Genomic DNA, 20,122 nt, shown 5'->3' with positions numbered 1-20,122 from the left:
GATAGCCACGACATGCCCATTGCCATCTGTCGTGCGGGCATGCGCCGGGCCGGCGAACCGTCCGACGCGGGCCTCACGCTGGTCGAGGTGCTGATCTCGGCCTCGCTGTTCACCGTCGTGCTCTCGCTGGTCGGTGCCGGGCTGGGCGAGATGGCGAAGTCGGCCGGCCGGACGACCGCGCTCAGCAACGCCCAGGACGCGCTCCGCCTGGCCTGGCAGCGTCTGGAGGGCGAGGTCCGCTACGCCTCGGCGATCGGCGCCCCGGCCCAGGTCTCCGGCGACGCCAGCAACTGGCACGTCGTCTTCGCGACCGCGGGCGGTTGCACCGAGCTGCGGCTGGACGCGGCCGGCGACAACCTCGACCAGCGTGACGTGACCGCCGGTTCGCCGTGGGCCACGATCGCCCCGGGCGTCACGGCGATGCCCGGCAGCGCACAGCCGTTGACGCTCGTCGCCGACCCGCTCTCCGGGCACCAGGCGCTCGGCCTGAGTCTGGCCGTCAGCGACGGCGGCTCGCGCGACAGCGAGACGCGGACGCGGGTCATGCAGTTCACCGCCGAGAGCACGACCTGGACGAGCACTCCGCCGGCCACCTGCGTGGTGGCCCCGTGAGGCTGAGCCGGGACGACGACGGCTCGATGGCCCTCGCCATGCTGGTCGTCGTGGTCAGCGCGGGGCTGAGCACCGTGCTCGCGGCGATCGTCTCGTTCTCGCTGGTCGGTTCCCGGGCCGACATCCAGACCGTGCGGGCGGTCGACGCCGCCCACGCCGGTCTCAACGTGGGCCTGGCCCGGGTGATGCAGCTGGGCGTGGCCCCGATCGGCGCCGACGACTGCGTGCTCGACGGGCCGGCCGGGAACGGGCACTACCACGTGACGCTGAGCTTCTACGCCGCCGATCCGGCCACCGGCGTCTGCGCCTTCGACGCGACGAAGGACCGGTACGCCCAGATCCTCTCGGCCGGCTCGGACGGCCAAGGCGGCCGAACCCGCACCCTGGTCGGCACGTACGCCTTCCCGCTCGGCGCCGCCGACCGCCCGCCCGGTGGCCGCCTGGTCTACGCCGACGCCGCCGGCGACACCTGTGTGACGGCCGCGTTCGTGCTGGCCGGCTGCGATCCGGCCGCGTCCGCCCAGACCTTCGTCTACGGCGCCGATCTCACGCTGGCCCAGGTCGACGTCGCCACGCTGGTCGCCCGCTGCGTCGCGGTGTCGGCCGGCGCCCTGGCGATGCGGCAGTGCGACCCGGCCGCGTCCACCCAGCACTGGCTGTTCAACGGGCGCACCTTCACCACCCCGGACGGCGCGAGCTGCATCGACAGCCTCGGCGGCCGGAGCGCGGCGGTGCTGCTGGGCGCCGGCACCCGCTGTACGGCCGCGACCGGCACCCGGCCCACGTGGACGCCGGACGCCCCGGTCGGCGCCGGGTACGCCGCCTCGGCCGCCGCCCACGAGATCGTCAACGGGGCCTACTTCGGCACCTGCCTGAGCACCTCGGCGACGGTCGTCCCGTGCGGCCAGGTCGCCTTCAGCCCGGGCACCACCGGTCCGTGGATCTTCAAGTCGGTCGACGACACCTACTCGACGATCTCGTCCGGCACCAACTGCCTGAGCACCACTACCACGCCGCCGGCCGCCCCGCAGATCCGCACCTGTGTGGCCGGCGACGTGACCCAGCAGTGGACCGCGCCCGCGGTGAGCTCGACCTGGGGCGCCAGTTTCCGCATCCAGGACCGTGGGGACCACTGTCTGGCCGCCATGGCGGTCCCGGCCGACCCGTACACCGCGACCGTCACGGTCACCACCTGCTCGGACAGCGCGACCCAGAAGTGGAACGTCGACACCAACGCGTTCCGCCCCGGACTGATCAAGATCGAGGAACGATGAGGCGCGTCCCGGACGACCAGGGCTTCTCGCTGGTGGAAACGCTGGTGTCGATCTCCATCGTGGCGATGACGATGCTGGTCAGCGGGTTCGCCTTCGTCCGCGTCCAGTCGGTGAGCCGACTGCAGGGCGACAGCCAGGCGGCGGCCGAGTTCGCCTCCGACGTCGTCGACCAGATGCTGGCGACGCCGTACGCGGCGCTGGCCGCCAAGGGCCGCAACGGCACGCCCGACACGGACGCGGTCGCCGCGTTCTCGGGGCGGCTCGACATCGGCACCGCGACGGCCTGGGGCAGCGTCGTCCGCCCGGTCGGTTCCGTGCGGTACACGGCGGCCTGGTTCGTCGTCCCGTGCACCGCCGTGGACTGCCTGGTGACGGTCTCGCCGGTGGTGACCCTGCCGATGGACCGGCTCGAGGTGGCCGTCACGTGGCCGGGCAAGGAGTGTTCCGGCGGCGTCTGCGCCTTCACCACGACCTCGCTGGTCAGCGCGCTCTCGGCGGCCGCCGTCTCGTCCGGCGTGGTCACGTTGCCGACGACCACGGGCCCGGTGCCCACCGCCACCACGGCCACGCCGACGCCCACGCCGACCGCCACCACGGCCACGCCCACGCCGACCCCCACACCGTCGCCCACCCCGGGCCCGCTGCCCGAGGCGATCTGGGCGGCGACGAAGTTCTCCATCTCGAGTGCCAGCGTCACCATCACCGGCACCGTGCACAGCAACAAGGACATCAGCATGGCCAGCGCGGTCGGCACGATCAGCCCGAAGGTCGAGTACGGCGGCACGCTGTCGAAGGACATCGCGTCGAGCCTGATCAAGATGCCGGCCGCCACCAAGGCGCCCGCGACGACGCCGGTCTCCCGGAACGTGGCCGACTACCGCCCGGGCGGCAGCGCGGCCGTCGCGGCCGGCTCCGGCTACAAGGCGATCTCCTGTACGGCCGGCACGACCTGGAATTACAGCGCGGCCGCGGTCGGCTCGGCGACGATCGTGTACGTGCCGTGCAACGTCTCGCTGGCGTCGGCGGCCGGCTCGGTCCCGCCGCTGATCGTGGCCGAGGGCACGATCAACGTCGGCAGCTCGTCGATCACGATCGGCAACTCGGCCAAGCCGTCGGCGACCGGCCTGATCAGCAACTCCAGCGCCAGCCCGGCGATCACCATCGCGGGCTCGATGACGACGATCTACGGCCAGGTGCAGGCGCTGCTCGGCGCCGTCTCGATCAGCGGCTCGATCGCCAACCTGCGCTGCGGTGTGGTCGCCGACTCGGTCTCGCTGGTCAGCAACATCGTGACGATCACCGTCGACAGCGGCTGTTCGAGCTAGGCCGTCTCAAGCCAGGCCGTCCCGCAGCACCGCGGCGGCCCGCCGCACCTCGTCCCGCACGGTCGAGGGGTCGCCGGGGTGGCGGCGCAGGCTCTGATACTGCACGCGCCAGAGACCCAGGAGCGCCGCCGCCGTGATCTGCGGCTCGGGGTCGGCGGCTGCGCGGCCGTCCCGGGCGGCCAGCGCCTCGGCCGCCACGGTCACGAACCGGTCCATCATGTCGTTGCGGTAGGCCCGCAACGAGGGCGCCGCCTCGAGCAGTTCGCCGAACCGCCGGTAGCCCTCCGGGTCGCCGGCGAACCCGTCCAGCTCGGCGTCGAGCAGCCGCAGCGCCGCCTCGACCGGCGTGGTCTCCGGTGAGGCCAGGCCGTCGCGCAGCGCCGCGGTCGTGTCCTCGAGCCGGTCGAGCAGCAGTGCCTCCTTGGTCGGGAAGTAGTTGAACACCGTCTTCTCCGACACCCCGCAGGCCCGCGCGACCTCGGCCACCCGCACCCCGTCGAACCCCCGCTCCAGGAACATCCGGGTCGCCGTGTCGGACAGCTGCTGCCGCGTCTGCCGCTTCTTGTCCTCGCGCAAGCTCACCGGTCCATCTTACTGCTACTGTATTTTTACAGCGACAGAAAAAAGAGGAGCATCATGAGCGAGTTCCGGATCACCCGCGACTACCCGCACCCGATCGAGCGCGTCTGGCGCGTCCTGACCGACCCCGCCCTGGTCCCGCGCTGGACCACGGCCGGCCGGGGCGGCCGCCCCGAGGGCTTCGCGCCGGTCGCCGGCACCAGATTTCAGTTCATCGCCAAGCCGGTGGCCGGCTGGCGCGGGATCGTCGACTGCGAGGTGCTCGAGGTCGACGCGCCGCGCCTGCTGCGCTATTCGTGGACCGGCGACGAGGGCGCCGCGCCGACCTTCGTCGCGTACCGCCTCGAACCGGCCGCCGGCGGCACCCGCTTCACCTGGGAGCACACCGGCTTCACCGGCGTCGGCGGCTTCTTCATGGGCCGGCTGCTGCGCTCGGTCCGGGCCAGGATGCTGACCGTGGCGTTCCCCACGGTCCTCGACGACCCCGGGCTGCCCGCCTGATCGGGCAAGATCGTCGGCATGACGGTTCATGTCGCCACGGCCGGATCGACCGATCCGGCGGCGCCCCTCGTCGTCCTGCTCCACGGCCGGGGCTCCGACGAACAGGACATCCTCACCCTGGCCGGCCTGCTGCCGGCCTCCCTCGCGTACGCCTCGGTGCGCGCGCCGATCGCGGAAGGCGGAGGATTCGCCTGGTTCGCCAACCGCGGGATCGGCCGCCCGGTGGCCGAATCGCTGCGCGAGACCATGGACTGGTTCCGCGCCTGGCTCGACTCCTACGCCCCGCCCGGGCGCCCGGTGACCCTGGCCGGGTTCAGCGGGGGAGCGGCCTTCGCCGGAGGCCTGCTGCTCGACGACCCGGAGCGCTTCGCGGGCGTGGCCGTCCTCTACGGCACCCTGCCCTTCGACGCCGGCGTGCCGGTCACCCCGGGCCGCCTCGCCGGGGCGCGCGTCTTCGTGGCCCAGGGCGACCACGACACGGTCATCCCGCGTGAGCTGCTCGGCCGCACCTGGGCCTACCTCACCGGCGACTCCGGCGCCACCACGCTGGCCCGCCGCGACCCGGTCGGCCACGGCCTGGCCACCCCGGCCGTCGAGGCCCTCGCCGCCTGGCTGACAACCTGACCGCGCGGGCCCGCCGCCTGAGCCTTGACCGCAGCGGGGCCTCGTAGCCTTGACCGTGGCGAACCCTCTGGCTCAGCCCTGATCCATTCGGCCTGACGGCCGGCCCGGCTCTTTGGTCCGGCCGTTGGGGCGGCTGAGGGTCTGCCCTCCGGCCTACCAGGCGGCCTGACCGATGCCTTTCGCGGCCAGGAGCGCGGCGGCGTCTTCGCCGGCCACACTCAACGGCTGGTCGCACGACAGCGGGCACTTTTGCACTCCGCCGATCGCGTGGGCGGCGGCCAGGGTCGCCCGCGCCCGGTCGAGGACCAGCTGCCCGGCCACGGTCAGCTCGACGTGATGGGTGGAGCGGTCGAACAGCGGCCGCCCGAGCTCCCGTTCGAGGTCCCGGATCGTACGGGAAACCGCGGATTGCGCTATGCGCAAGCGATCCGCGGCGCGGGAGAAGCCGCCTTCCTCGGCCACCGCGACCAGCGTCAGCAGATGCCGGAGTTCCATCAGGCCACCTTCTGCCGGCTGCGGTAGGCCCGCATCGCGGCCTGTGAGCCGCAGGCCGGGCCGCAGTAGAGCCCGGACGTGTTGCGGGTCTTGTCGAAGAAGCCGCGGTGGCAGCCCCGGTTTTTGCACACCTTCACCCGCGACCAGGCACCCCGGTAGGAGAGATCGGCGACCGCGGCCAGCAGCTGACCGAACAGGCCGGGCACGCCCGTCTGCGCCGGCACGAGCGAGCAGCCGCCGGCGCTGAGCACCGGCACCAGCGGGTAGCGCGGGGCGATCCGCCGCAGATAGGCCCGGGCCTCCTCGACCGGGGCCGGGTCGTCGACGCAGTTGGAGTGCTCGCGGAGCAGGATCACCAGGCGCTCGCGAAGCTCGTCCGCGGCGGCCACGTCGGCCGGGCCGACCGGCTCGGTGGTGCGGGCGGTCAGCCACCCGGGTTCGCCGGAGTTGACGAACGAGATCACCAGGTCGCTGCTCGCGCAGACCGCGGGCGGGCACTCATCCATGTGAGGAGCTTAGCTCAGTCCCTCATATCGGCTATCTCCAAACGGCATAACCGGTTAGGTCCGAACACCATACGGTTCTCACTGCAAGGTCAATCGATCGCAGGGAGAAACCCATGTCATCCGTACTCGTCGTTCTGTCCGGCGCCCGCTTCTGGACCCAGACCAACGGGCACCAGAAGCCGACCGGTTACTGGGCCGAGGAGTTCGCCACCCCCTACCGCCTGCTGACCGAGGCCGGCGTGGACGTCACCGTCGCCACCCCGGGCGGCCGCGCCCCGGTCGCCGACGAGCTCAGCCTGACCGCCGAGCAGGGCGGCGACCAGTTCCGCGACTACCTCGCCGGGCTCGGCCGCGTGCTCACCCACCCGGCCCGCCTGGAGGACGTCGACCCGGCCGACTACGACGCCGTGCTCATCCCCGGCGGCCACGGCCCGATGCAGGACCTCGCGGTGAACGAGGACATCGCCCGCGTGCTCGCCGCCATGCTGCCCGACCAGTCCAAGATCGTGGCCTCCCTCTGCCACGGCCTGGCCGCGTTCCTGCCGGCCGCCGACGCCGACGGCAACTGGCTGTTCCGGGGCCGCCGGATGGTCTCGTTCATCGACGAGGAGGAGACGATGACCGGCCTGGCCGCCAACGCGCCCTGGCTGATCGAGACCCGCCTGCGCCAGGCCGGCGCGAAATTCGAGCACGGCGCGCCCTGGTCGTCGCACGTCGTCGTCGACGGCAACCTGATCACCGGGCAGAACCCGGCCTCGGCCGAGGCGGCGGCCCGCGCACTGATTGCGGCCCTCCAGAGCAGGGGCGCTACCGTGCCCGCGTGACCTTGAAGCTCGGCTTCGGCCTGCCCCAGACCCGGTACTTCGGCCCGCGCGACGTGGTGACCGCCGCGCGGGCCCTCGAGGACATCGGGTACGACAGCCTCTGGGTGTTCGAACGCATCCTGTTCCCGGCCGACCAGTCCGGCCCGCACGGCCTCTACGGCGCCCCGGACGCGCCCTGGCCGGACCGCTACCGCACGGTGGCCGACCCGCTGCTCACCCTGACCGCGGCGGCCGCCGTCACGTCGCGGGCCTCGCTCGGCAGCTGCGTGCTGCTGCCCCCGCTGCACATGCCGTTCGCGCTGGCCCGCTCGCTGGCCACACTCGACGCGCTGAGCGAGGGCCGGGTGCTGGCCGGCCTGGGCACCGGCTGGTCGATCGACGAGTACGCGGCGGCCGCGCCCCGCCCGTTCGCCGAGCGGGGCGCCGCGCTCGACGAGTTCCTCGACATCGCGGCCGCCGTCTGGGGCCCCGACCCGGTGGCGTTCGCGAACGAGCGCTACCGGATCGGCCCGGCCGAGGTCGGCCCGAAACCGGCCCGGCGCATCCCGGTCCTGCTGGCCGGCAGCAACCGCCGGGCCCTGTCGCGGGTCGCCCGCCGAGCCGACGGCTGGCTGATGACCGGCGCCCCGCCGTCGGCCGTCGAGGGCATGCTCGGCCAGGTACGCGAGATGGCGGCCGAGGCGGGCCGCGACCCGAAGGAGATCGGCTGCTACTTCCAGATGGCGGTCTCCGGCTTCACCGAGCGCACGCTCTACGGCGGTACGGTCCCGCAGCTGGTCGAGGACCTGGCGGCCCTGGTCTCAGCGGGCGCCGACCACGTCTTCATCCAGCTGCCGACCGTGACCTCGGGCCTGGCCGAATACCTCGACCACGCCGCCGAGCTGCACACCGCCGCCGCCCGGGCCGGCCTGATCTGACGCCTCCGGAGCGCAGTCAGTCCAGGCCGTTGGCCCGGATCAGCCGCTGGTACCAGGCGGCGCTCTTCTTCGGGCGCCTCTCCTGGGTCGGGTAGTCGACGTAGTAGAGGCCGTAGCGCACCCCGTAGCCCGACTGCCATTCGAAGTTGTCGAGGAACGACCACGGGAAGAAGCCGAACAGCGGCACGCCGGCCGACAGCGCCTCGTGGGCCGCCCGCACGTGGCCCTCGAAGAACGCGATCCGCTCGTCGTCGGCCACGACCCCGTCCGGTCCCGCGTAGTCGTGCAGAGCCAGCCCGGTCTCGGTCACGACGAGCGGCAACGACGTGTAGTCGCGGTGCACCCGTTCGAGGATCTCCCGCAGGCCGCGCGGGTCGACGGCGATGCCGGTGAGCGTCGGCTCCTCGGGAGGCACGCGCTCCCACCCGCGTATGGGATCGGTGGGCGACGCACGCACCGCGTGCCGTTCGTAATAGTTGATGCCGAAGTAGTCGAGCGGGGCCGCGATGACCGCCAGGTCATCGTCGTGCACAAAATCGAAGTCGCCGTACTGCGCCGCCGCGTCCGGGGGATACTCGCCCCGGAAGAGCGGGTCCAGGAACATCCGGTTCTCGTGCAGGTCGAGCCGTCGCGCCGCCGCCCGGTCGTCAGCCGACGAGGAAGCCGGGAGGACCGACGTCAGATTGCACGTGATCCCGACCCGCCCGGTCACGCCGTCGTCGCGCAGTGCCCGCACCGCCAGCCCGTGCCCGAGCAGCAGGTGGTGCAGCGCGGTGACCGCCACCCGCTCGTCCCGCAGCCCCGGCGCGTGCTTCCCGTCGAGGTGCCCGACGAACGCCGAACAGTACGGTTCGTTGAGTGTCAGCCAGTACGGCACCCGGTCCCCGAGCCGCTCGTGGACCGCCCGCACATAGTCGGCGAAATGATAGGCCGTGTCCCGAGCCGCCCAGCCGCCCCGATCCTGCAGCGCCTGTGGCAGATCCCAGTGATAGAGCGTGACCATCGGCACGATGCCGCGCTCGAGCAGGCCGTCGGTCAGCCGGTCGTAGAAGTCGAGCCCCTTGATGTTGACCGTCCCGGAACCGGAAGGCACGATCCGCGGCCACGCGACCGAGAACCGGTAGGCACCCACCCCGAGCGACGACAAGAGGTCGAGGTCGCCCGGCCATCGGTGGTAGTGGTCGTCCGCGATGTCTCCCGTGTCGCCCCGGAGCACCGCGCCCGGGGTGTGGCTGAAGGTGTCCCAGATGGACGGTCCGCGGTCGTCCTCCTCGACCGCGCCCTCGATCTGGTAGGCGGCGGTCGCCGCACCCCACAGAAAGCCGTCCGGAAAACGCATTTCTCTCCCGCTGGTCATTCCGAACCTCCACGAGCCAACCGGCGCCGCCGTGACACCGCGTCGATCACCACGGCGACGACGAGGATCACGCCGGTCGCCACGTTCTTGACCGCGGCCGGTTCGCCGAGCAGGTCGAGGCCGTTCTGCACGCTGCCGACGACGAGCGCGCCGAGGATCGCGTGATAGATGCGCCCGCGCCCGCCGAACAGGCTGGTGCCGCCGATGACCGCGGCCGCGATCGCGTTGAGCTGCAAGGTGCCGCCGCCGAGCGCGTTGGAGGCGGAGAACTGGCGGGACGCCTCGATGATGCCGGCCAGCGCGGCGATCGCCGAGATCAGCGCGAACACCAGGATCACCGTGCGGCGCACCGGAATCCCGGCCCGGCGGGCCGCCTCACGGTTACCGCCGATCGCGATCACATGGCGGCCGAAGGTGGTTCCGGTCATCAGCACGCCGCCCGCCGCGACCAGGCCGAGCAGCAGCACGAACACCCACGGGATGCCGAAGTAGGAGTTCAGCACCCAGGTGATCGCGAAGACGGCCACCGCCACCGCGGTCACCACGACGGCTTCCGCGGTCAGCGGCGCAACGGTCAGGCCATGCCTGGTGCGCCGGTTGCGCTGCAGGAGGCGTACGCCCGCAAACCCCGCGACAACCGCGACCGCCACCGCCCAGCCGAAGCCCGGCACCAGATAGCTGGAAGCTATCGATCGGATCGCCGGGTCCCGGATCGGGATCTGGCCCCCGTCGCCGACCAGCCACAGCTGAACGCCCTGCCAAACCAGCAGGCCGGCCAGCGTGATGATGAACGACGGGATGCCGGCCGCCGTGATCACCACCGCGTGGATGACCCCGATGACCGCGCCCAGCGCCAGCGCGACCACTACGGCCGTCCACGCGGGCCAGCCGTGATTCGTGATCAGCAGGGCCAGGGTCGCCGCGCTCACCCCGGCGATCGCGCCGACCGACAGGTCGATCTCGCCCAGGATCAGCACCATCACCATGCCGACCGCGAGCGTCCCCAGCACCGCGATCTGCAGCAGCAGGTTCGACAGGTTGCGGGCCGAAAGGAAGTTTCCGTTGAGGGACTGGAAGAAGACCCAAACCACGATCAGACCGATCAGCACCGTTCCGGTGCCGCCGGCGGCCGTACGCACGAGCTTCATAACTCCTCCCGTTTCCGGGCCCGGTCGAGCTCGCGACTTCCGGTGATTGCGGCCACCACGTCGTCGGTCGAGTCGGCGCCCGGCCTGAACTCGCCCGCGTTGCGCCCGAGGCGCAGCACGGTGACCCGGTCGGCGACCGCGAACACGTCGGCCATGTTGTGCGAGATGACCACGATGGCCAGCCCGCGGTCGCGCAGCCGCCGGATCAGGTCGTAGACCATCACGGTCTGGGCCACGCCGAGCGCCGCGGTCGGCTCGTCCAGCAGCACGATCTTCGAACCCCACAGGGCGGCCCGGCTGACCGCGATCGCCTGCCGCTGCCCGCCCGAGAGCGCCGACACCGGCCGGTCGAGCACCGGCAGATGCGCGGCCAGGTCGGCGATGACGCCCGCCGCGTGGGCCTGCATGCCCTCCCGGTCGAGCAGCAGCGACCGCTTGCGCCGCTTCTCCCGGCCCAGGTAGAGGTTGGCGGTCACGTCGAGGTTGTCGCACAGGGCGAGGTCCTGATAGACCGTCTCGATGCCGAACGCCGACGCCTCGGTGGGGGATCCGATCGTGACCGGCTCACCGTCGATCAGGATCTGCCCGCCGTCGATCCGGTGGGTGCCGGCGATCGCCTTGACGAGCGTCGACTTGCCGGCGCCGTTGTCCCCGACCAGGGCCACCACCTCGCCGGCCGCGGCCATGAAGTCCACGTCGGTGAGCGCCGCGACCTGACCGTATCGTTTGACCACGCCGCGGAGCTCGAGAGCCGGTGTCACAGGTCGCACTTCGCGGCCGCCTCACCAGCGCAGATCTTGTCCTTGGTCGTGTAGCCGTCCTTGATCACCACGTCGGCGATGTTGTCCTTGGTGACCACCACCGGGTCGAGCAGCAGCGCCGGCACCTTCCCGGACCCGTTGTCGACCGTGGTCGTCGTCAGCGAGGCCGCGCCCGCGGTGTCCGCCTTGGCCAGCGCCACCGCGATCTTCGCCGCCGCGGTCGCCTCGTCCCGGATCGACTTGTAGACCGTCATCGACTGGTTCCCGGCGACGATCGCCTGCAGCCCCGGATCGGTCGCGTCCTGCCCGGTGACCAGCACCCGGCCGTTCAGCTTGCGGGCGGTCAGCGCCGTGATCACCGCGTTGGCCAGGCCGTCGTTGGGTGCGATCACGCCCTGCACCTTGTCGTTCAGCTTGGTCAGGCCCTGCTCCATCTCGGCCTGTCCCTTGGCCGGGTCGAAGCCGGCCGTGTCCGCCTCGTACCCGAGCTTGAGCCGCCCGTCCGCGAACGCCGGGTCGAGGATCTTGTGTGCCCCCGCCTTGAAGTCCCGCCCCGGCGCCGACGTGATGTCGCCGTTGACGAACGCGACCGTGGCACCCTTGGGCAGCTTGTCGAGCAGGTACTGCCCCTGCAGCTCACCCACCTTCTCGTTCCGGAACGAGACATAGGCCGCCGGCACCGCCCCCTCGATCGCCCCGTCATAGGCGACGACCTTCGCCCCGGCCGCATCCGCCTTGGCGACGATCGAGGCGCCGGTCTCGGCCGTGAACGGGCTGACCACAATGACCTTGGCCCCGTTGGTGAGTGCCGACTCGGCCTGCTGAAGTTGGACCGCGGCGTCGCCCTGGGCGTTGTTCGCGATCACCTTGATCGAGCGGTCGAGTTGCTTGACCGCGTCCTCGAAGTAAGGCTTGTCCTTGCTCTCGAAGCGGTCCGCGCATGTCGAGCAGGGCATCAGGAAGGCGATCGAGAGGTCCTTGGCGTCGCTCCTGGTATCGGTGGCCGGCGAGCCCTGGGTGCAAGCCGCGGCCGTGGCGAGGGCGGTCATCGCGATCGCGACCGGGGCGAGAAGACGTCGCAACATGGCTATCCCTTCGGTGGTGGGAAGTTTCCGGGCGCGAATCATCGCGGCGGCTGTGGACAGCGGTGGCGATGGCCGCCGACTGTGGACAACCGCCGGAAATGTCGGTCCCGGGTGGTTTACTTGGGCCCCACCCAGAAGGGTGGGGGGCGGTTTGTGGCGCGCGGGTGGAGGCGCTTCAGGCGGGGGCGTTCAGCCTTTCCGCTCCGGCGCCCGACTCGATGAACTGGCTGATCGGCAGCGTGGCGGCCCCGAGCACGGCCGCGTCCGGCCCCAGCTGCGACCGCACCAGCACCACCTCGCTGCCCGGCTGGTCGAGCGCGAACTGCCGCACCGCCGCCTGCAACGAGGGCAACAACTCGGCGGCCAGCCGATCACCGAACCAGCCGCCCACGATGATTTCCTGCGGGTTGTAGAGGTTGACCAGGTTGGACAGCGCCAGCCCGAGGTGGCTCACCACCCCGTCGATCGCGCGGTGGGCGGCGGGGTCGCCGTCGCGCCAGGCGCTGAGGATCGCCTCGACGCCTTCGGTCTCGCGGCCGAGCCAGGTCTCGTCGGGCCCGCGCCACTGGTCGAGCACGGCCGAGGCCCCGACGAAGGTCTCGACGCAGCCCGTACGCCCGCACCGGCAGTGCGGCCCGTCCAGACTGATCTTGGTGTGGCCCCACTCGCCGGCGCTCGACGAGTAGCCCCGATAGAGCCGGCCGTCGGTGATGATGCCGGCACCGGCGCCCTCGCCGACCAGCACCATGACGCCGTGTTCGACGCCGCGGGCGGCCCCGTACCACATCTCGGCCTGGGTGGTCGATTTGGCGCCGTTGTCGATGTAGAAGGGAATCTCCAGTTCGTCGCTGAACCCGGAGAAGTCGGCTCCGTGCCAGCCGACCACCTCGGCGTGCACCAGCGGGCGGCCGGAGGAGACGATGCCCGGCACCCCGAGGCCGAGGCCGAGCACCCGGCGGCTGCCGGTCTTCAGCTCGTCGAGCATCGACACGACCTGTGCCTTGATCGCCGCGCGGGCCTCGGGGACCTCGATGCGGCGTCCCTTGATCGGATACACGCGCGACGCCAGCGGCCGGAACGCCAGGTCGAAGACCTTGACGGCGATCTGGGTCTCGCCGACGTCGGCGCCGACGACCAGTGCGGCGTCCTCGGCCACGCTGACGATGGCCCGGCGCCGGCCGCCGTCCGACTCCAGGAAGCCGCCCTCGCGGACCGCGCCCTCGGCGATGAGTTCGTTCATCACGTTGGTGACGGTGGCGGCGGACAGCCCGGTGTCGGCCCCGACCTCACTGCGCGAGGTCGGGCTGTTGAGCCACACGTGCCGGAGGATCAGCGCGCGGTTGCGCCGCCGTACGTCCCGGACCGAGGCCTTCTTGACCACCGCTACCCCCATGCTTGGTTCAGTAATTGTTTTATAGTCGAAAAGAAGTCGCCGCACAAGCGTCTGAGCAGCGATCCAGGGCGCATTACACCCGAATTAAGTACGCGTACCCGGTTCTCGGTGGCGCGAGCCGACAAGACTCGGCCCCATGAGGAAGAGCCCCATGAGGAAAAGTTGCGTGCTGACGCTGGCGATGACGGCCGGCCTGCTTCTCGGCGGCTGCGGCAACGACGCGATCTGCGGCGGAGGCGAATACCCGGTCCAGTCGATCAACGGCACCGGCCGCCAGTGCGTCTCCGACAAGCAGGACCCGCCGTCCGGGTTCGCCCGCTATCCGGCCGGCAAGGAACCGAAGCACGTCGACGACCAGTGGGACGTCTACTGGCGTGACCACGCGCTCGACCCGAACGGCAAGATCGTCGACGTGAATACCTAGGACAGGCCTAGAAGATCAGGAAGAGCAGGGCGGCCAGCGGGAGAAGGCCCTGCATCAGCGCGCCCCGGGCCATCCGCCGGTCGGTGCCGACCAGCACGAGGGCGGCCCCGAGCATGCTCGCGCAGGCCAGGGCGACCAGGGCGGTGCCGGCCTGGGTGTGGCCGCCGGTGTGCAGCAGGATCAGCCCGACGATCGTGCCGGCGGCCAGGAACAGGTTGTAGAAGCCCTGGTTGAAGGCCCACGGCCGGGCCGCCGCCAGGTCCGCGTCGCCGACGTGGAACCGGGCGCGCACCGCCGGCCGGGTGAAGAGCAGGCTTTCCATCGCGAAGATGGCGACGTGGATCACGGCGGCGATCAGGGCGGCGACCTGCCCGATGGGGTTCATGGCGGCCATTCTGGCCGATCTTGAGCAGGAAGAGAAAAGGCCGCCCGGTCACTCCGGGCGGTCTTTTTCCGTACGCCGTTACTTCTCCGGCGTACTTCCGTCGATGACCAGGCTCGGGTGGTCGAGCAGGAAGCCGTCGAGCTTGTCCGCCGCGGTGGCCGCGAACAGCTGCCTCGTCACCTCGTTGATGCCCTCGGCCGCGCCGTTGTCGACCGACGCGTACGTGCCGCTGTTGGTCTTGACCGGGACGAGGTCGGCGCCGGCCAGCCCCTTGAGCCCGAACATGAAGTCGGTGACCGAGACGCCGTGGGTGTCCATCTTCAGCGACTTGCCGGCCGCGGCCAGAATCTTGGACACCTTGGCCGGGTTGGTCAGGACGCCGCTGCTGCTCGCCTTCTTGGCCATCGCCTTGAGCAGCTGCTGCTGGTGGCGCTGGCGGTCGTAGTCGCCGTTGCTGGAGTGCCGCAGGCGCGAGTATTCCAGCGCCTCCCAGGGCGCCATGTTGCGGCAGCCCTTGCGGAACCAGAGGGCGTTCGACGGCGGGTTGTCGGGGTTGGCGCCCTTCGCGTACGACACTTTGCCCTTGGAGTCGACCGTGTAGTGGCTGGACCACATGTCCTTGTCGACGCACATGTACACGCCGCCCATCGCCTCGAGCATGCCCTTGAAGCCGTCGAAGTCGATGACCGCGACGCCGTCGAACGAGATGCCGGTCAGCTTGTGTACGGCCGCGGTCGCCTCCTTGGCCCCGCCCTGCCAGCCCTTGCCGTTGCGCGACCCGACCTCGTACGCGGCGTTGATCTTGTCGCTGCCGCCCCGGTAGCCGACCTCCGGGTCGGCCGGGATGTCGGCCTTGGTGTCGCGCGGGATCGAGATCATCTGGGCCGAGTCGTGGCCGGCCGAGATGTGCATGATGATGATCGTGTCGGAGCGGGAGCCGATGCCGGCCTGGTCCCAGTTCTCCCGGGTGTCGAGGCCGAGCATGAGCAGGTTCATCGCGCCGTCGGGCAGCTTGCCGGCCGAGGTGCCCCCGCCGCTCTTGCTGCCGCTCGCCGGGTTGTCGAGCACGCTCGAGGTGGTCTGGATGTTGTCGGTCAGCTGGCCCAGGAAGTATTTCGCGCCGACGATTCCGCCCGCCGCGACCAGCGCCAGCACCGCGCCGAACGCCGTCACCAGCTTGGTCCAGAGCGGTGACTTATGGCGCTTTTTCTTCTTCGGCCGATCGTCGGTGGCCGGGCCCGACGGAGGCTCCGGGGTCAACCCCGGTCCGCTGGGCCGTTCGGTCACAGTTGACATGCATCGACTCCTCTGGACACGGGCGTTTCTCGGTAGGTCTCGGCGCCGAGACCGCCCATGCCGGGCCCGATGATGACAGAAACAGATAAATCTTCACGTCGCAATGGCCAGCTCCGCGGGTTCGTGATCTTAGCGTCTGTGATCAATAGATGGCGAGGAGCTGGATTCACCGTTACGAAGCGCATGTGAGTGGGCACGACACGCTGTCGTTTTCGGGCCAAAAACCACCACAGTGGACCGCCGGGGCGCGGCTATTGTTGCCGCGTGAGCGACGAGCACCACTGCTGTGCCCCGAGCCGGCCCGGTGCCGCGCCAACAGAAGCCGCAACAACATCCCCTCCCATCGAAGGTGGGACAAACGTCGGCGATTCCGGGACGGAAAAGGCCGGGCCCGCGGCAACGCGGCACAAATCCGGGAGAGGCCCGGTCGTCCGGCTCGCGGGCGGCAACTTCCGGATGGGCAGCGACGACCCGGAGGCCCGGCCGGTCGACGGCGAAACCCCGTCGCGGCCGGCCGCCGTCGGCCCGTTCGGCATCGGGGCGTACGCGGTCACGACCGCCGAATTCGCCGCTTTCGTCACCGCCACCCGGCATCGCACCGAAGCGGAGTTATACGGCTGGTCCTACGTTTTCGCCGGATTCGTCGACGATCCGCGCGCCCTCGACGCCCGTCCGGTCGGGGGCACCCCGTGGTGGCTGGCCGTCCCCGGGGCGTCGTGGCGCCGCCCCGAAGGCCCGGGGTCCCATGTGGACGGACGCGGCGACCATCCGGTGACCCACGTCGCGTGGACGGATGCGACGGCGTACGCGAAATGGGCCGGCGCCCGGCTGCCCACCGAGACCGAATGGGAATTCGCCGCACGCGGCGGCCTTTCCGGCCGCCGCTATCCGTGGGGCGACGACCTGATGCCGGGCGGCGAACACCGGTGCAACATCTGGCAGGGAACGTTCCCGTCCGACAACACCGGCGACGACGGCTGGCTCGGCACCGCGCCGGTGACCGCCTATCGGCCGAACGGATTCGGGCTCTACAACACCAGCGGCAATGTGTGGGAGTGGTGCGCGGACAGTTGGGGACCCGACCGGGTCACCCGCGGCGGTTCCTATCTCTGCCACGACTCCTATTGCAATCGCTATCGGGTGGCCGCCCGCACCCGCAACTCACCGGCCACCTCAACCGGAAACCTCGGCTTCCGCCTGGCCTTCGACTGAGCGAAATTCACCGGACGGCGGGGCGTATGCCGTCTCCGACCACGGTGAGCAGGCCCTCGCGGGGCGTTCACGGGTGGTGCCGGCCTGCCCCTCAGGTACGTTCCGAGCCGGGTCGTCTTCGCCGCATCGCGATGTTTGACCGACGGCGAATCGATGATCGCGGCTAAGGCGGAAAATCGATCGGCAGTTGCCGCCATGAAAAGTCAGAGCGCACCACGTACAAGATGGCATTCACGATCGCCCGACGCGGGTGTTTCGGGATCCGGCCCGGCGATTTGATCAGCGGCAGCACCGGCTCGCAGATCTCCCACTGCACATCGGTCAAATCCGACCGACACCGCCGCTCACACTTCACCCGGCCAGCATTGGTGGTGAGATGTTCCGATTGTCTACCCGGTCGTTGTCTCCGGCGCCGGTCCAGAATAGGCCGGGACTTCCAAAAGACAGCCATTCGACCGCGCCACTACGACCGGATTTAGTCCCTCGACAGTGTCTGATTCAGGTTTGTGCGGGATTCGGCATCGACGCCGGCAAGCGCATCGTGGGCCGCAAGCGCGGCATCATCACCGACACCCTCGGCCTGCTGCTGGCTGTCATCGTCACCGACGGGAGGAGGTTCTCCCGAGCGCGATACACGCGGCGGCTCGTTTCAGGATCTCGTTCTCCACCTCGAGCTGCCGATTCCGCCGGCCGAGATCGGCCCCTTCTGCATCTCCCCGCTGTTCAACTGAGCGGGCCGACCACCCTCACCGGCGTCGGCCTGGGCCAGCAAATCCCGCAGAAATGACTGCGAGATCTGGAGCTGGCCGATCGGTTTGATGTCGGCACGAACCGGCGATATGGCGCGCTGCCGGAACTCTGCGGGGTGAGGTCCGGGCATGAAATCGAGCGACGCCGTGCCGGCGGGTCAGAGAAGGCGGAGAGGGCGGGCGGAGTTCGTAAGTCAGACGTCGTCGGCGAGAAGCGGGGCCAGCCGTGCGTCCAGCAATGAGAGTTCGGCGTCGCCGATTCCGGGCAGCGTTGCCGCATAGCGGACCGGGGACGTCTCGGCCAGCGCCGCCAAGTGCGCCGGGGTGAAAGAAGTCCCCAGGGCCGACGAAACGGCCTCGATCGCGCCGGGAATGTCGGCCAGACGCCGGAAAAGCGTCGCCGACTCTGGATGACCGGCCGGATCCGGCGGTGGCACATTACGCTGGTCGACCAGGTGCCGCTGCGCGCGGGCGAGCAGGTGGGAAACCGTGACGTCACCCTCGACCGGCAGCCCGAGCCGCTGGAACTGCTCGGGCGGACTGTCGGTGGCCCGCATCAAACCAACCAGCAATGCGGCCATCCGCAGTTCGGTCTCGTCGTCGATCAGCGGGTTGTCCTGCGCCGGGTCGGCGACGAGGTCGAACAGCATGGTTCCGTGCCGGTAGGGGTCGCCCATCGGGAATCCGGGCACCCGCAGCATCGGCACCCCCTTGGTGAACGGCATCGGTGGCACCAGTGAGGCGTCCCGCAGCTCGGCCGGGTCGAACCGGCTGCTCATGTGGGTCGGCATCAGCGTGTATTCGTAGAGTGGCCCGTTCGACGGATCGGCGCACGCCCGCATGTACACGTAGCGACCGTCGGTCACGTTGACGTGCCCGCCGTAGGCGCCGAACAGGCCGGCCCGCCCGGGAGCTAGGCGGCTGATCGGCCGCCCCTGCATGTCCGGCGTCAGCGGCACGCCGAAGAAGTCGAGCAGCGTCGGCCCGAGGTCGATCGTCTGGACCAGCTCGTCGCGCCGGCCGCCGGCGGCCGGGGACCGGGGATCCCAGACGAACAGCGGCAGGTGGATGTTCTCGTCGTACCACGGCTGCACGTTCTTGCCCCACCACCCGTGCTCGCCGAGCAGGAACCCGTGGTCGGTGCAGACGATCAGCATCGTGTCGTCCCAGAGGCCGAGCTCGTCGAACACGTCGAGCACCCGTCCCAGCGAGTGGTCACACATCGTCAGCAGCGCCGAGTAGCGGTTGCGGAGGTGGCCGGCTTCCTCCTTGCTCTCGGTGACCCGCTTGTAGTCCGGCCAGTCGAACCGCGGGCCCTCGTAGCCGTCCTCATACCACCGCTGGTGCCGCTCGTAGCTGAAGAACGGCTCGTGCGGGTCGAAGGTCTCGAGATGCAGATACCAGTCGTCATCCCGGGCATTCGCCCGGATGAATTCCAGCCCGGCGTCGAAGGTCCGGGTCTGCGGGTGGTCGCTCTCGCTTTCGAGGTACGCGCGGTTGAGCACATCCTGACGCCACCCCGCCCCGGCTCTCCACTCGACCTTGGCCGGCAAGTCGATGTCGCCGGCTATTCCTTTCCACTTGTCGCCCTCGTGGCCCCGGAACAGCTCGAAGCTGGAGAACCGCTGGTGGTAGGTCGCGCCACCGTCCTCCCAGTAGTGGTAGTGGTCGGTGGTGAGATGGGCGTAGACGCCGGCCGCCCGCAGCAGTTCGGGCACCGAGTCGTCGAACGGTTCCAGCGGCCCCCACGACCGGTGCAGGAAGTTGTAGCGCCCGGTGTGCAGTTCGCGCCGGGCCGGCATGCACGGCATGCTCCCGCCGTACGCGTTGTCGAACACCGTGCTCCGCGCGGCGAGCCGGGTGAAGTTCGGCGCGTGCGTCGTGGTGTTGCCGTAGGGCGGGAGCATTTTCCGGTTCAGCGTGTCGAACATGACCACGACCGCTCTCACCCGTTGCCGTCCTTTCCCTGGTGGAACAGAAACGCGAGTTTCTCGACCGCACCCACGCGGTCGACCGACGGGTCGAGCAGCCATTGCAGCCGCATGCCGTCGGCCAGGGCGATCAGCCAGCGGGCGGCCGTCTCGGCGTCGATTCCCGGGGGCAGGGTGTCCGGCGAGATCTCGGCCGTCGCCTCCTCGACCAGCCGCCGGTAGCGCGCCGCGAACCAGGCGTGGGCCGGGTGGTCGTCGGTGATGCTCTCGGCGCTCAGCACCGTGAACAGCTGGGTCAGCGCGGGCGCTTGGGCGTTGGCCCGCAGCACTTCGAGGAATCCCTCGACGTAGTCGTGCCCGGCCGCCCGCTGCTGCTCCATCACCGCCCGGCCGCGCTCCTCGCGCTCCTGCAGCACGGCCAGCAGCAGGTCGGTCTTGGTCGGGAAGTAGTGCAGCAGGCCGGCCTCGGACAGTCCGACGTCGCGGGCGATGTCGGCGGTGGTGGCCGTACGGAAACCACCGCGAGAGAAACTCTCGAAGGCCGCGTCGATGATTTCCTGCCGGCGTTGCCGGCCTTTGCGGCTCAGCTCGGCCATCAGGCCGCCTTTCCGGCGGCGGGGCGCGGCGCCCGCCCCCCGGCCCGGGCGGCGCGGGGGGGGCCCGCGCGGGGGGGGGTCTACCATGTGCGGGTGGGGCGGGTGGGGCCCCGCCGCCCGCGGCGCGG

The 20,122-nt window shown here is 70.6% G+C and carries 22 protein-coding genes and 1 pseudogene; 10 read left to right on the top strand and 13 right to left on the bottom strand.

The features are described from left to right. Window positions 1-12 precede the first annotated feature (12 nt). Genes AB0M88_RS23450 through AB0M88_RS23440 form a run of 3 tightly spaced genes read left to right on the top strand, consistent with a single transcriptional unit; the run spans window position 13 to window position 3,211 of the window. Window positions 13-612 (top strand): hypothetical protein, encoded by a 600-nt coding sequence (locus tag AB0M88_RS23450; RefSeq protein WP_364105536.1) that lies wholly within the window; start codon window positions 13-15, stop codon window positions 610-612. Continuing rightward, entirely contained in the window at window positions 609-1,886 is a 1,278-nt protein-coding gene (locus AB0M88_RS23445; protein WP_364105534.1) for a hypothetical protein, read from the top strand. The genes AB0M88_RS23450 and AB0M88_RS23445 overlap by 4 nt, the downstream gene beginning before the upstream one ends. Then, on the top strand, window positions 1,883-3,211 hold the full coding sequence (locus AB0M88_RS23440; protein WP_364105532.1) for a prepilin-type N-terminal cleavage/methylation domain-containing protein: 1,329 nt from the start codon (window positions 1,883-1,885) through the stop codon (window positions 3,209-3,211). Before AB0M88_RS23445 ends, AB0M88_RS23440 begins: the two co-directional genes overlap by 4 nt. A gap of 6 nt (window positions 3,212-3,217) precedes the next feature. Here AB0M88_RS23440 and AB0M88_RS23435 read toward each other — a convergent pair whose 3' ends face one another. Continuing rightward, window positions 3,218-3,793, bottom strand: a complete 576-nt coding sequence (locus tag AB0M88_RS23435; RefSeq protein WP_364105530.1) for a TetR family transcriptional regulator — start codon at window positions 3,791-3,793, stop codon at window positions 3,218-3,220. A 54-nt stretch (window positions 3,794-3,847) separates the two neighbouring features. Here AB0M88_RS23435 and AB0M88_RS23430 point away from each other — a divergent pair, with 54 nt between their 5' ends. Together AB0M88_RS23430 and AB0M88_RS23425 are read left to right on the top strand one after the other, a co-directional pair. Then, entirely contained in the window at window positions 3,848-4,291 is a 444-nt protein-coding gene (locus AB0M88_RS23430; RefSeq protein WP_364105528.1) for an SRPBCC domain-containing protein, read from the top strand. A gap of 18 nt (window positions 4,292-4,309) precedes the next feature. Beyond that, window positions 4,310-4,915 (top strand): hypothetical protein, encoded by a 606-nt coding sequence (locus tag AB0M88_RS23425; RefSeq protein ID WP_364105526.1) that lies wholly within the window; start codon window positions 4,310-4,312, stop codon window positions 4,913-4,915. 153 nt (window positions 4,916-5,068) lie between these two features. Here AB0M88_RS23425 and AB0M88_RS23420 read toward each other — a convergent pair whose 3' ends face one another. Together AB0M88_RS23420 and AB0M88_RS23415 are read right to left on the bottom strand one after the other, a co-directional pair. Further along, a complete protein-coding gene (locus tag AB0M88_RS23420) occupies window positions 5,069-5,410 on the bottom strand; it encodes a LysR family transcriptional regulator (RefSeq protein WP_364105524.1) in 342 nt (113 codons plus the stop codon). After that, the gene (locus tag AB0M88_RS23415) at window positions 5,410-5,916 is read right to left on the bottom strand and encodes a CGNR zinc finger domain-containing protein (protein WP_364105522.1); all 507 of its coding nucleotides are present in this window, start codon (window positions 5,914-5,916) and stop codon (window positions 5,410-5,412) included. The genes AB0M88_RS23420 and AB0M88_RS23415 overlap by 1 nt, the downstream gene beginning before the upstream one ends. Window positions 5,917-6,029: 113 nt before the next feature. Here AB0M88_RS23415 and AB0M88_RS23410 point away from each other — a divergent pair, with 113 nt between their 5' ends. Continuing rightward, window positions 6,030-6,740, top strand: a complete 711-nt coding sequence (locus AB0M88_RS23410) for a type 1 glutamine amidotransferase domain-containing protein (RefSeq protein ID WP_364105520.1) — start codon at window positions 6,030-6,032, stop codon at window positions 6,738-6,740. Then, window positions 6,737-7,657: a TIGR03619 family F420-dependent LLM class oxidoreductase gene (locus AB0M88_RS23405; RefSeq protein WP_364105518.1), complete on the top strand. Its 921-nt coding sequence runs from the start codon at window positions 6,737-6,739 to the stop codon at window positions 7,655-7,657. Before AB0M88_RS23410 ends, AB0M88_RS23405 begins: the two co-directional genes overlap by 4 nt. Before the next feature lie 16 nt (window positions 7,658-7,673). Here the strand turns inward: AB0M88_RS23405 and AB0M88_RS23400 are convergent, their stop codons facing one another. The 5 genes from AB0M88_RS23400 to AB0M88_RS23380 form a co-directional block, all read right to left on the bottom strand. Beyond that, a complete protein-coding gene (locus AB0M88_RS23400; protein WP_364105516.1) occupies window positions 7,674-9,014 on the bottom strand; it encodes a GH1 family beta-glucosidase in 1,341 nt (446 codons plus the stop codon). Further along, a complete protein-coding gene (locus AB0M88_RS23395) occupies window positions 9,011-10,162 on the bottom strand; it encodes a sugar ABC transporter permease (RefSeq protein ID WP_364105514.1) in 1,152 nt (383 codons plus the stop codon). The genes AB0M88_RS23400 and AB0M88_RS23395 overlap by 4 nt, the downstream gene beginning before the upstream one ends. Then, on the bottom strand, window positions 10,159-10,923 hold the full coding sequence (locus AB0M88_RS23390) for an ATP-binding cassette domain-containing protein (protein ID WP_364105512.1): 765 nt from the start codon (window positions 10,921-10,923) through the stop codon (window positions 10,159-10,161). Before AB0M88_RS23390 ends, AB0M88_RS23395 begins: the two co-directional genes overlap by 4 nt. Next, on the bottom strand, window positions 10,920-12,008 hold the full coding sequence (locus AB0M88_RS23385; RefSeq protein WP_364105510.1) for a substrate-binding domain-containing protein: 1,089 nt from the start codon (window positions 12,006-12,008) through the stop codon (window positions 10,920-10,922). Before AB0M88_RS23385 ends, AB0M88_RS23390 begins: the two co-directional genes overlap by 4 nt. A 175-nt stretch (window positions 12,009-12,183) precedes the next feature. Continuing rightward, the gene (locus AB0M88_RS23380) at window positions 12,184-13,401 is read right to left on the bottom strand and encodes an ROK family protein (protein WP_364105508.1); all 1,218 of its coding nucleotides are present in this window, start codon (window positions 13,399-13,401) and stop codon (window positions 12,184-12,186) included. Between the two features lie 151 nt (window positions 13,402-13,552). Between AB0M88_RS23380 and AB0M88_RS23375 the strand changes: the two genes are divergently transcribed. Continuing rightward, window positions 13,553-13,825: a hypothetical protein gene (locus AB0M88_RS23375; RefSeq protein WP_364105506.1), complete on the top strand. Its 273-nt coding sequence runs from the start codon at window positions 13,553-13,555 to the stop codon at window positions 13,823-13,825. Between the two features lie 7 nt (window positions 13,826-13,832). On the opposite strand, the gene AB0M88_RS23370 is transcribed toward AB0M88_RS23375, so the two are convergent. Together AB0M88_RS23370 and AB0M88_RS23365 are read right to left on the bottom strand one after the other, a co-directional pair. Continuing rightward, entirely contained in the window at window positions 13,833-14,210 is a 378-nt protein-coding gene (locus tag AB0M88_RS23370) for a DUF1304 domain-containing protein (protein WP_364105504.1), read from the bottom strand. A 78-nt stretch (window positions 14,211-14,288) separates the two neighbouring features. Continuing rightward, a complete protein-coding gene (locus AB0M88_RS23365; RefSeq protein ID WP_364105502.1) occupies window positions 14,289-15,506 on the bottom strand; it encodes an LCP family protein in 1,218 nt (405 codons plus the stop codon). Window positions 15,507-15,695: 189 nt separating this feature from the next. Here AB0M88_RS23365 and AB0M88_RS23360 point away from each other — a divergent pair, with 189 nt between their 5' ends. Further along, window positions 15,696-16,718, top strand: coding sequence for a formylglycine-generating enzyme family protein (locus tag AB0M88_RS23360; protein ID WP_364105500.1), 1,023 nt, complete (start codon window positions 15,696-15,698; stop codon window positions 16,716-16,718). 163 nt (window positions 16,719-16,881) lie between these two features. On the opposite strand, the gene AB0M88_RS23355 is transcribed toward AB0M88_RS23360, so the two are convergent. Further along, window positions 16,882-17,034: a transposase gene (locus tag AB0M88_RS23355; protein WP_364105651.1), complete on the bottom strand. Its 153-nt coding sequence runs from the start codon at window positions 17,032-17,034 to the stop codon at window positions 16,882-16,884. A gap of 201 nt (window positions 17,035-17,235) precedes the next feature. Here AB0M88_RS23355 and AB0M88_RS23350 point away from each other — a divergent pair. Next, window positions 17,236-17,319 (top strand): annotated as a pseudogene (locus tag AB0M88_RS23350) (IS5/IS1182 family transposase); the annotation flags it as partial. A gap of 342 nt (window positions 17,320-17,661) precedes the next feature. Here the strand turns inward: AB0M88_RS23350 and AB0M88_RS23345 are convergent. Both AB0M88_RS23345 and AB0M88_RS23340 read right to left on the bottom strand, forming a co-directional pair. Further along, the gene (locus AB0M88_RS23345) at window positions 17,662-19,416 is read right to left on the bottom strand and encodes a sulfatase (protein ID WP_364105498.1); all 1,755 of its coding nucleotides are present in this window, start codon (window positions 19,414-19,416) and stop codon (window positions 17,662-17,664) included. Continuing rightward, the gene (locus tag AB0M88_RS23340) at window positions 19,413-19,994 is read right to left on the bottom strand and encodes a TetR/AcrR family transcriptional regulator (protein WP_364105496.1); all 582 of its coding nucleotides are present in this window, start codon (window positions 19,992-19,994) and stop codon (window positions 19,413-19,415) included. Before AB0M88_RS23340 ends, AB0M88_RS23345 begins: the two co-directional genes overlap by 4 nt. Between the last annotated feature and the right edge of the window lie 128 nt (window positions 19,995-20,122).

This window comes from Actinoplanes sp. NPDC051411, from assembly GCF_040682075.1.
Classification (GTDB): Bacteria; Actinomycetota; Actinomycetes; order Mycobacteriales; family Micromonosporaceae; genus Actinoplanes.
This window is presented reverse-complemented; position numbering and strand designations above follow the sequence as displayed.

Excerpts from the sequence above, each read along its gene's own strand:
- AB0M88_RS23370 (WP_364105504.1), bottom strand. The coding sequence starts at position 14,210 with ATGAACCCCATCGGGCAGGTCGCCGCCCTGATCGCCGCCGTGATCCAC.
- AB0M88_RS23365 (WP_364105502.1), bottom strand. The coding sequence starts at position 15,506 with ATGTCAACTGTGACCGAACGGCCCAGCGGACCGGGGTTGACCCCGGAG.
- AB0M88_RS23385 (WP_364105510.1), bottom strand. The coding sequence starts at position 12,008 with ATGTTGCGACGTCTTCTCGCCCCGGTCGCGATCGCGATGACCGCCCTC.
- AB0M88_RS23415 (WP_364105522.1), bottom strand. The coding sequence starts at position 5,916 with ATGGATGAGTGCCCGCCCGCGGTCTGCGCGAGCAGCGACCTGGTGATC.
- AB0M88_RS23450 (WP_364105536.1), top strand. The coding sequence starts at position 13 with ATGCCCATTGCCATCTGTCGTGCGGGCATGCGCCGGGCCGGCGAACCG.
- AB0M88_RS23420 (WP_364105524.1), bottom strand. The coding sequence starts at position 5,410 with ATGGAACTCCGGCATCTGCTGACGCTGGTCGCGGTGGCCGAGGAAGGC.
- AB0M88_RS23425 (WP_364105526.1), top strand. The coding sequence starts at position 4,310 with ATGACGGTTCATGTCGCCACGGCCGGATCGACCGATCCGGCGGCGCCC.
- AB0M88_RS23380 (WP_364105508.1), bottom strand. The coding sequence starts at position 13,401 with ATGGGGGTAGCGGTGGTCAAGAAGGCCTCGGTCCGGGACGTACGGCGG.
- AB0M88_RS23400 (WP_364105516.1), bottom strand. The coding sequence starts at position 9,014 with ATGACCAGCGGGAGAGAAATGCGTTTTCCGGACGGCTTTCTGTGGGGT.
- AB0M88_RS23440 (WP_364105532.1), top strand. The coding sequence starts at position 1,883 with ATGAGGCGCGTCCCGGACGACCAGGGCTTCTCGCTGGTGGAAACGCTG.
- AB0M88_RS23410 (WP_364105520.1), top strand. The coding sequence starts at position 6,030 with ATGTCATCCGTACTCGTCGTTCTGTCCGGCGCCCGCTTCTGGACCCAG.
- AB0M88_RS23340 (WP_364105496.1), bottom strand. The coding sequence starts at position 19,994 with ATGGCCGAGCTGAGCCGCAAAGGCCGGCAACGCCGGCAGGAAATCATC.
- AB0M88_RS23375 (WP_364105506.1), top strand. The coding sequence starts at position 13,553 with ATGAGGAAAAGTTGCGTGCTGACGCTGGCGATGACGGCCGGCCTGCTT.
- AB0M88_RS23395 (WP_364105514.1), bottom strand. The coding sequence starts at position 10,162 with ATGAAGCTCGTGCGTACGGCCGCCGGCGGCACCGGAACGGTGCTGATC.
- AB0M88_RS23430 (WP_364105528.1), top strand. The coding sequence starts at position 3,848 with ATGAGCGAGTTCCGGATCACCCGCGACTACCCGCACCCGATCGAGCGC.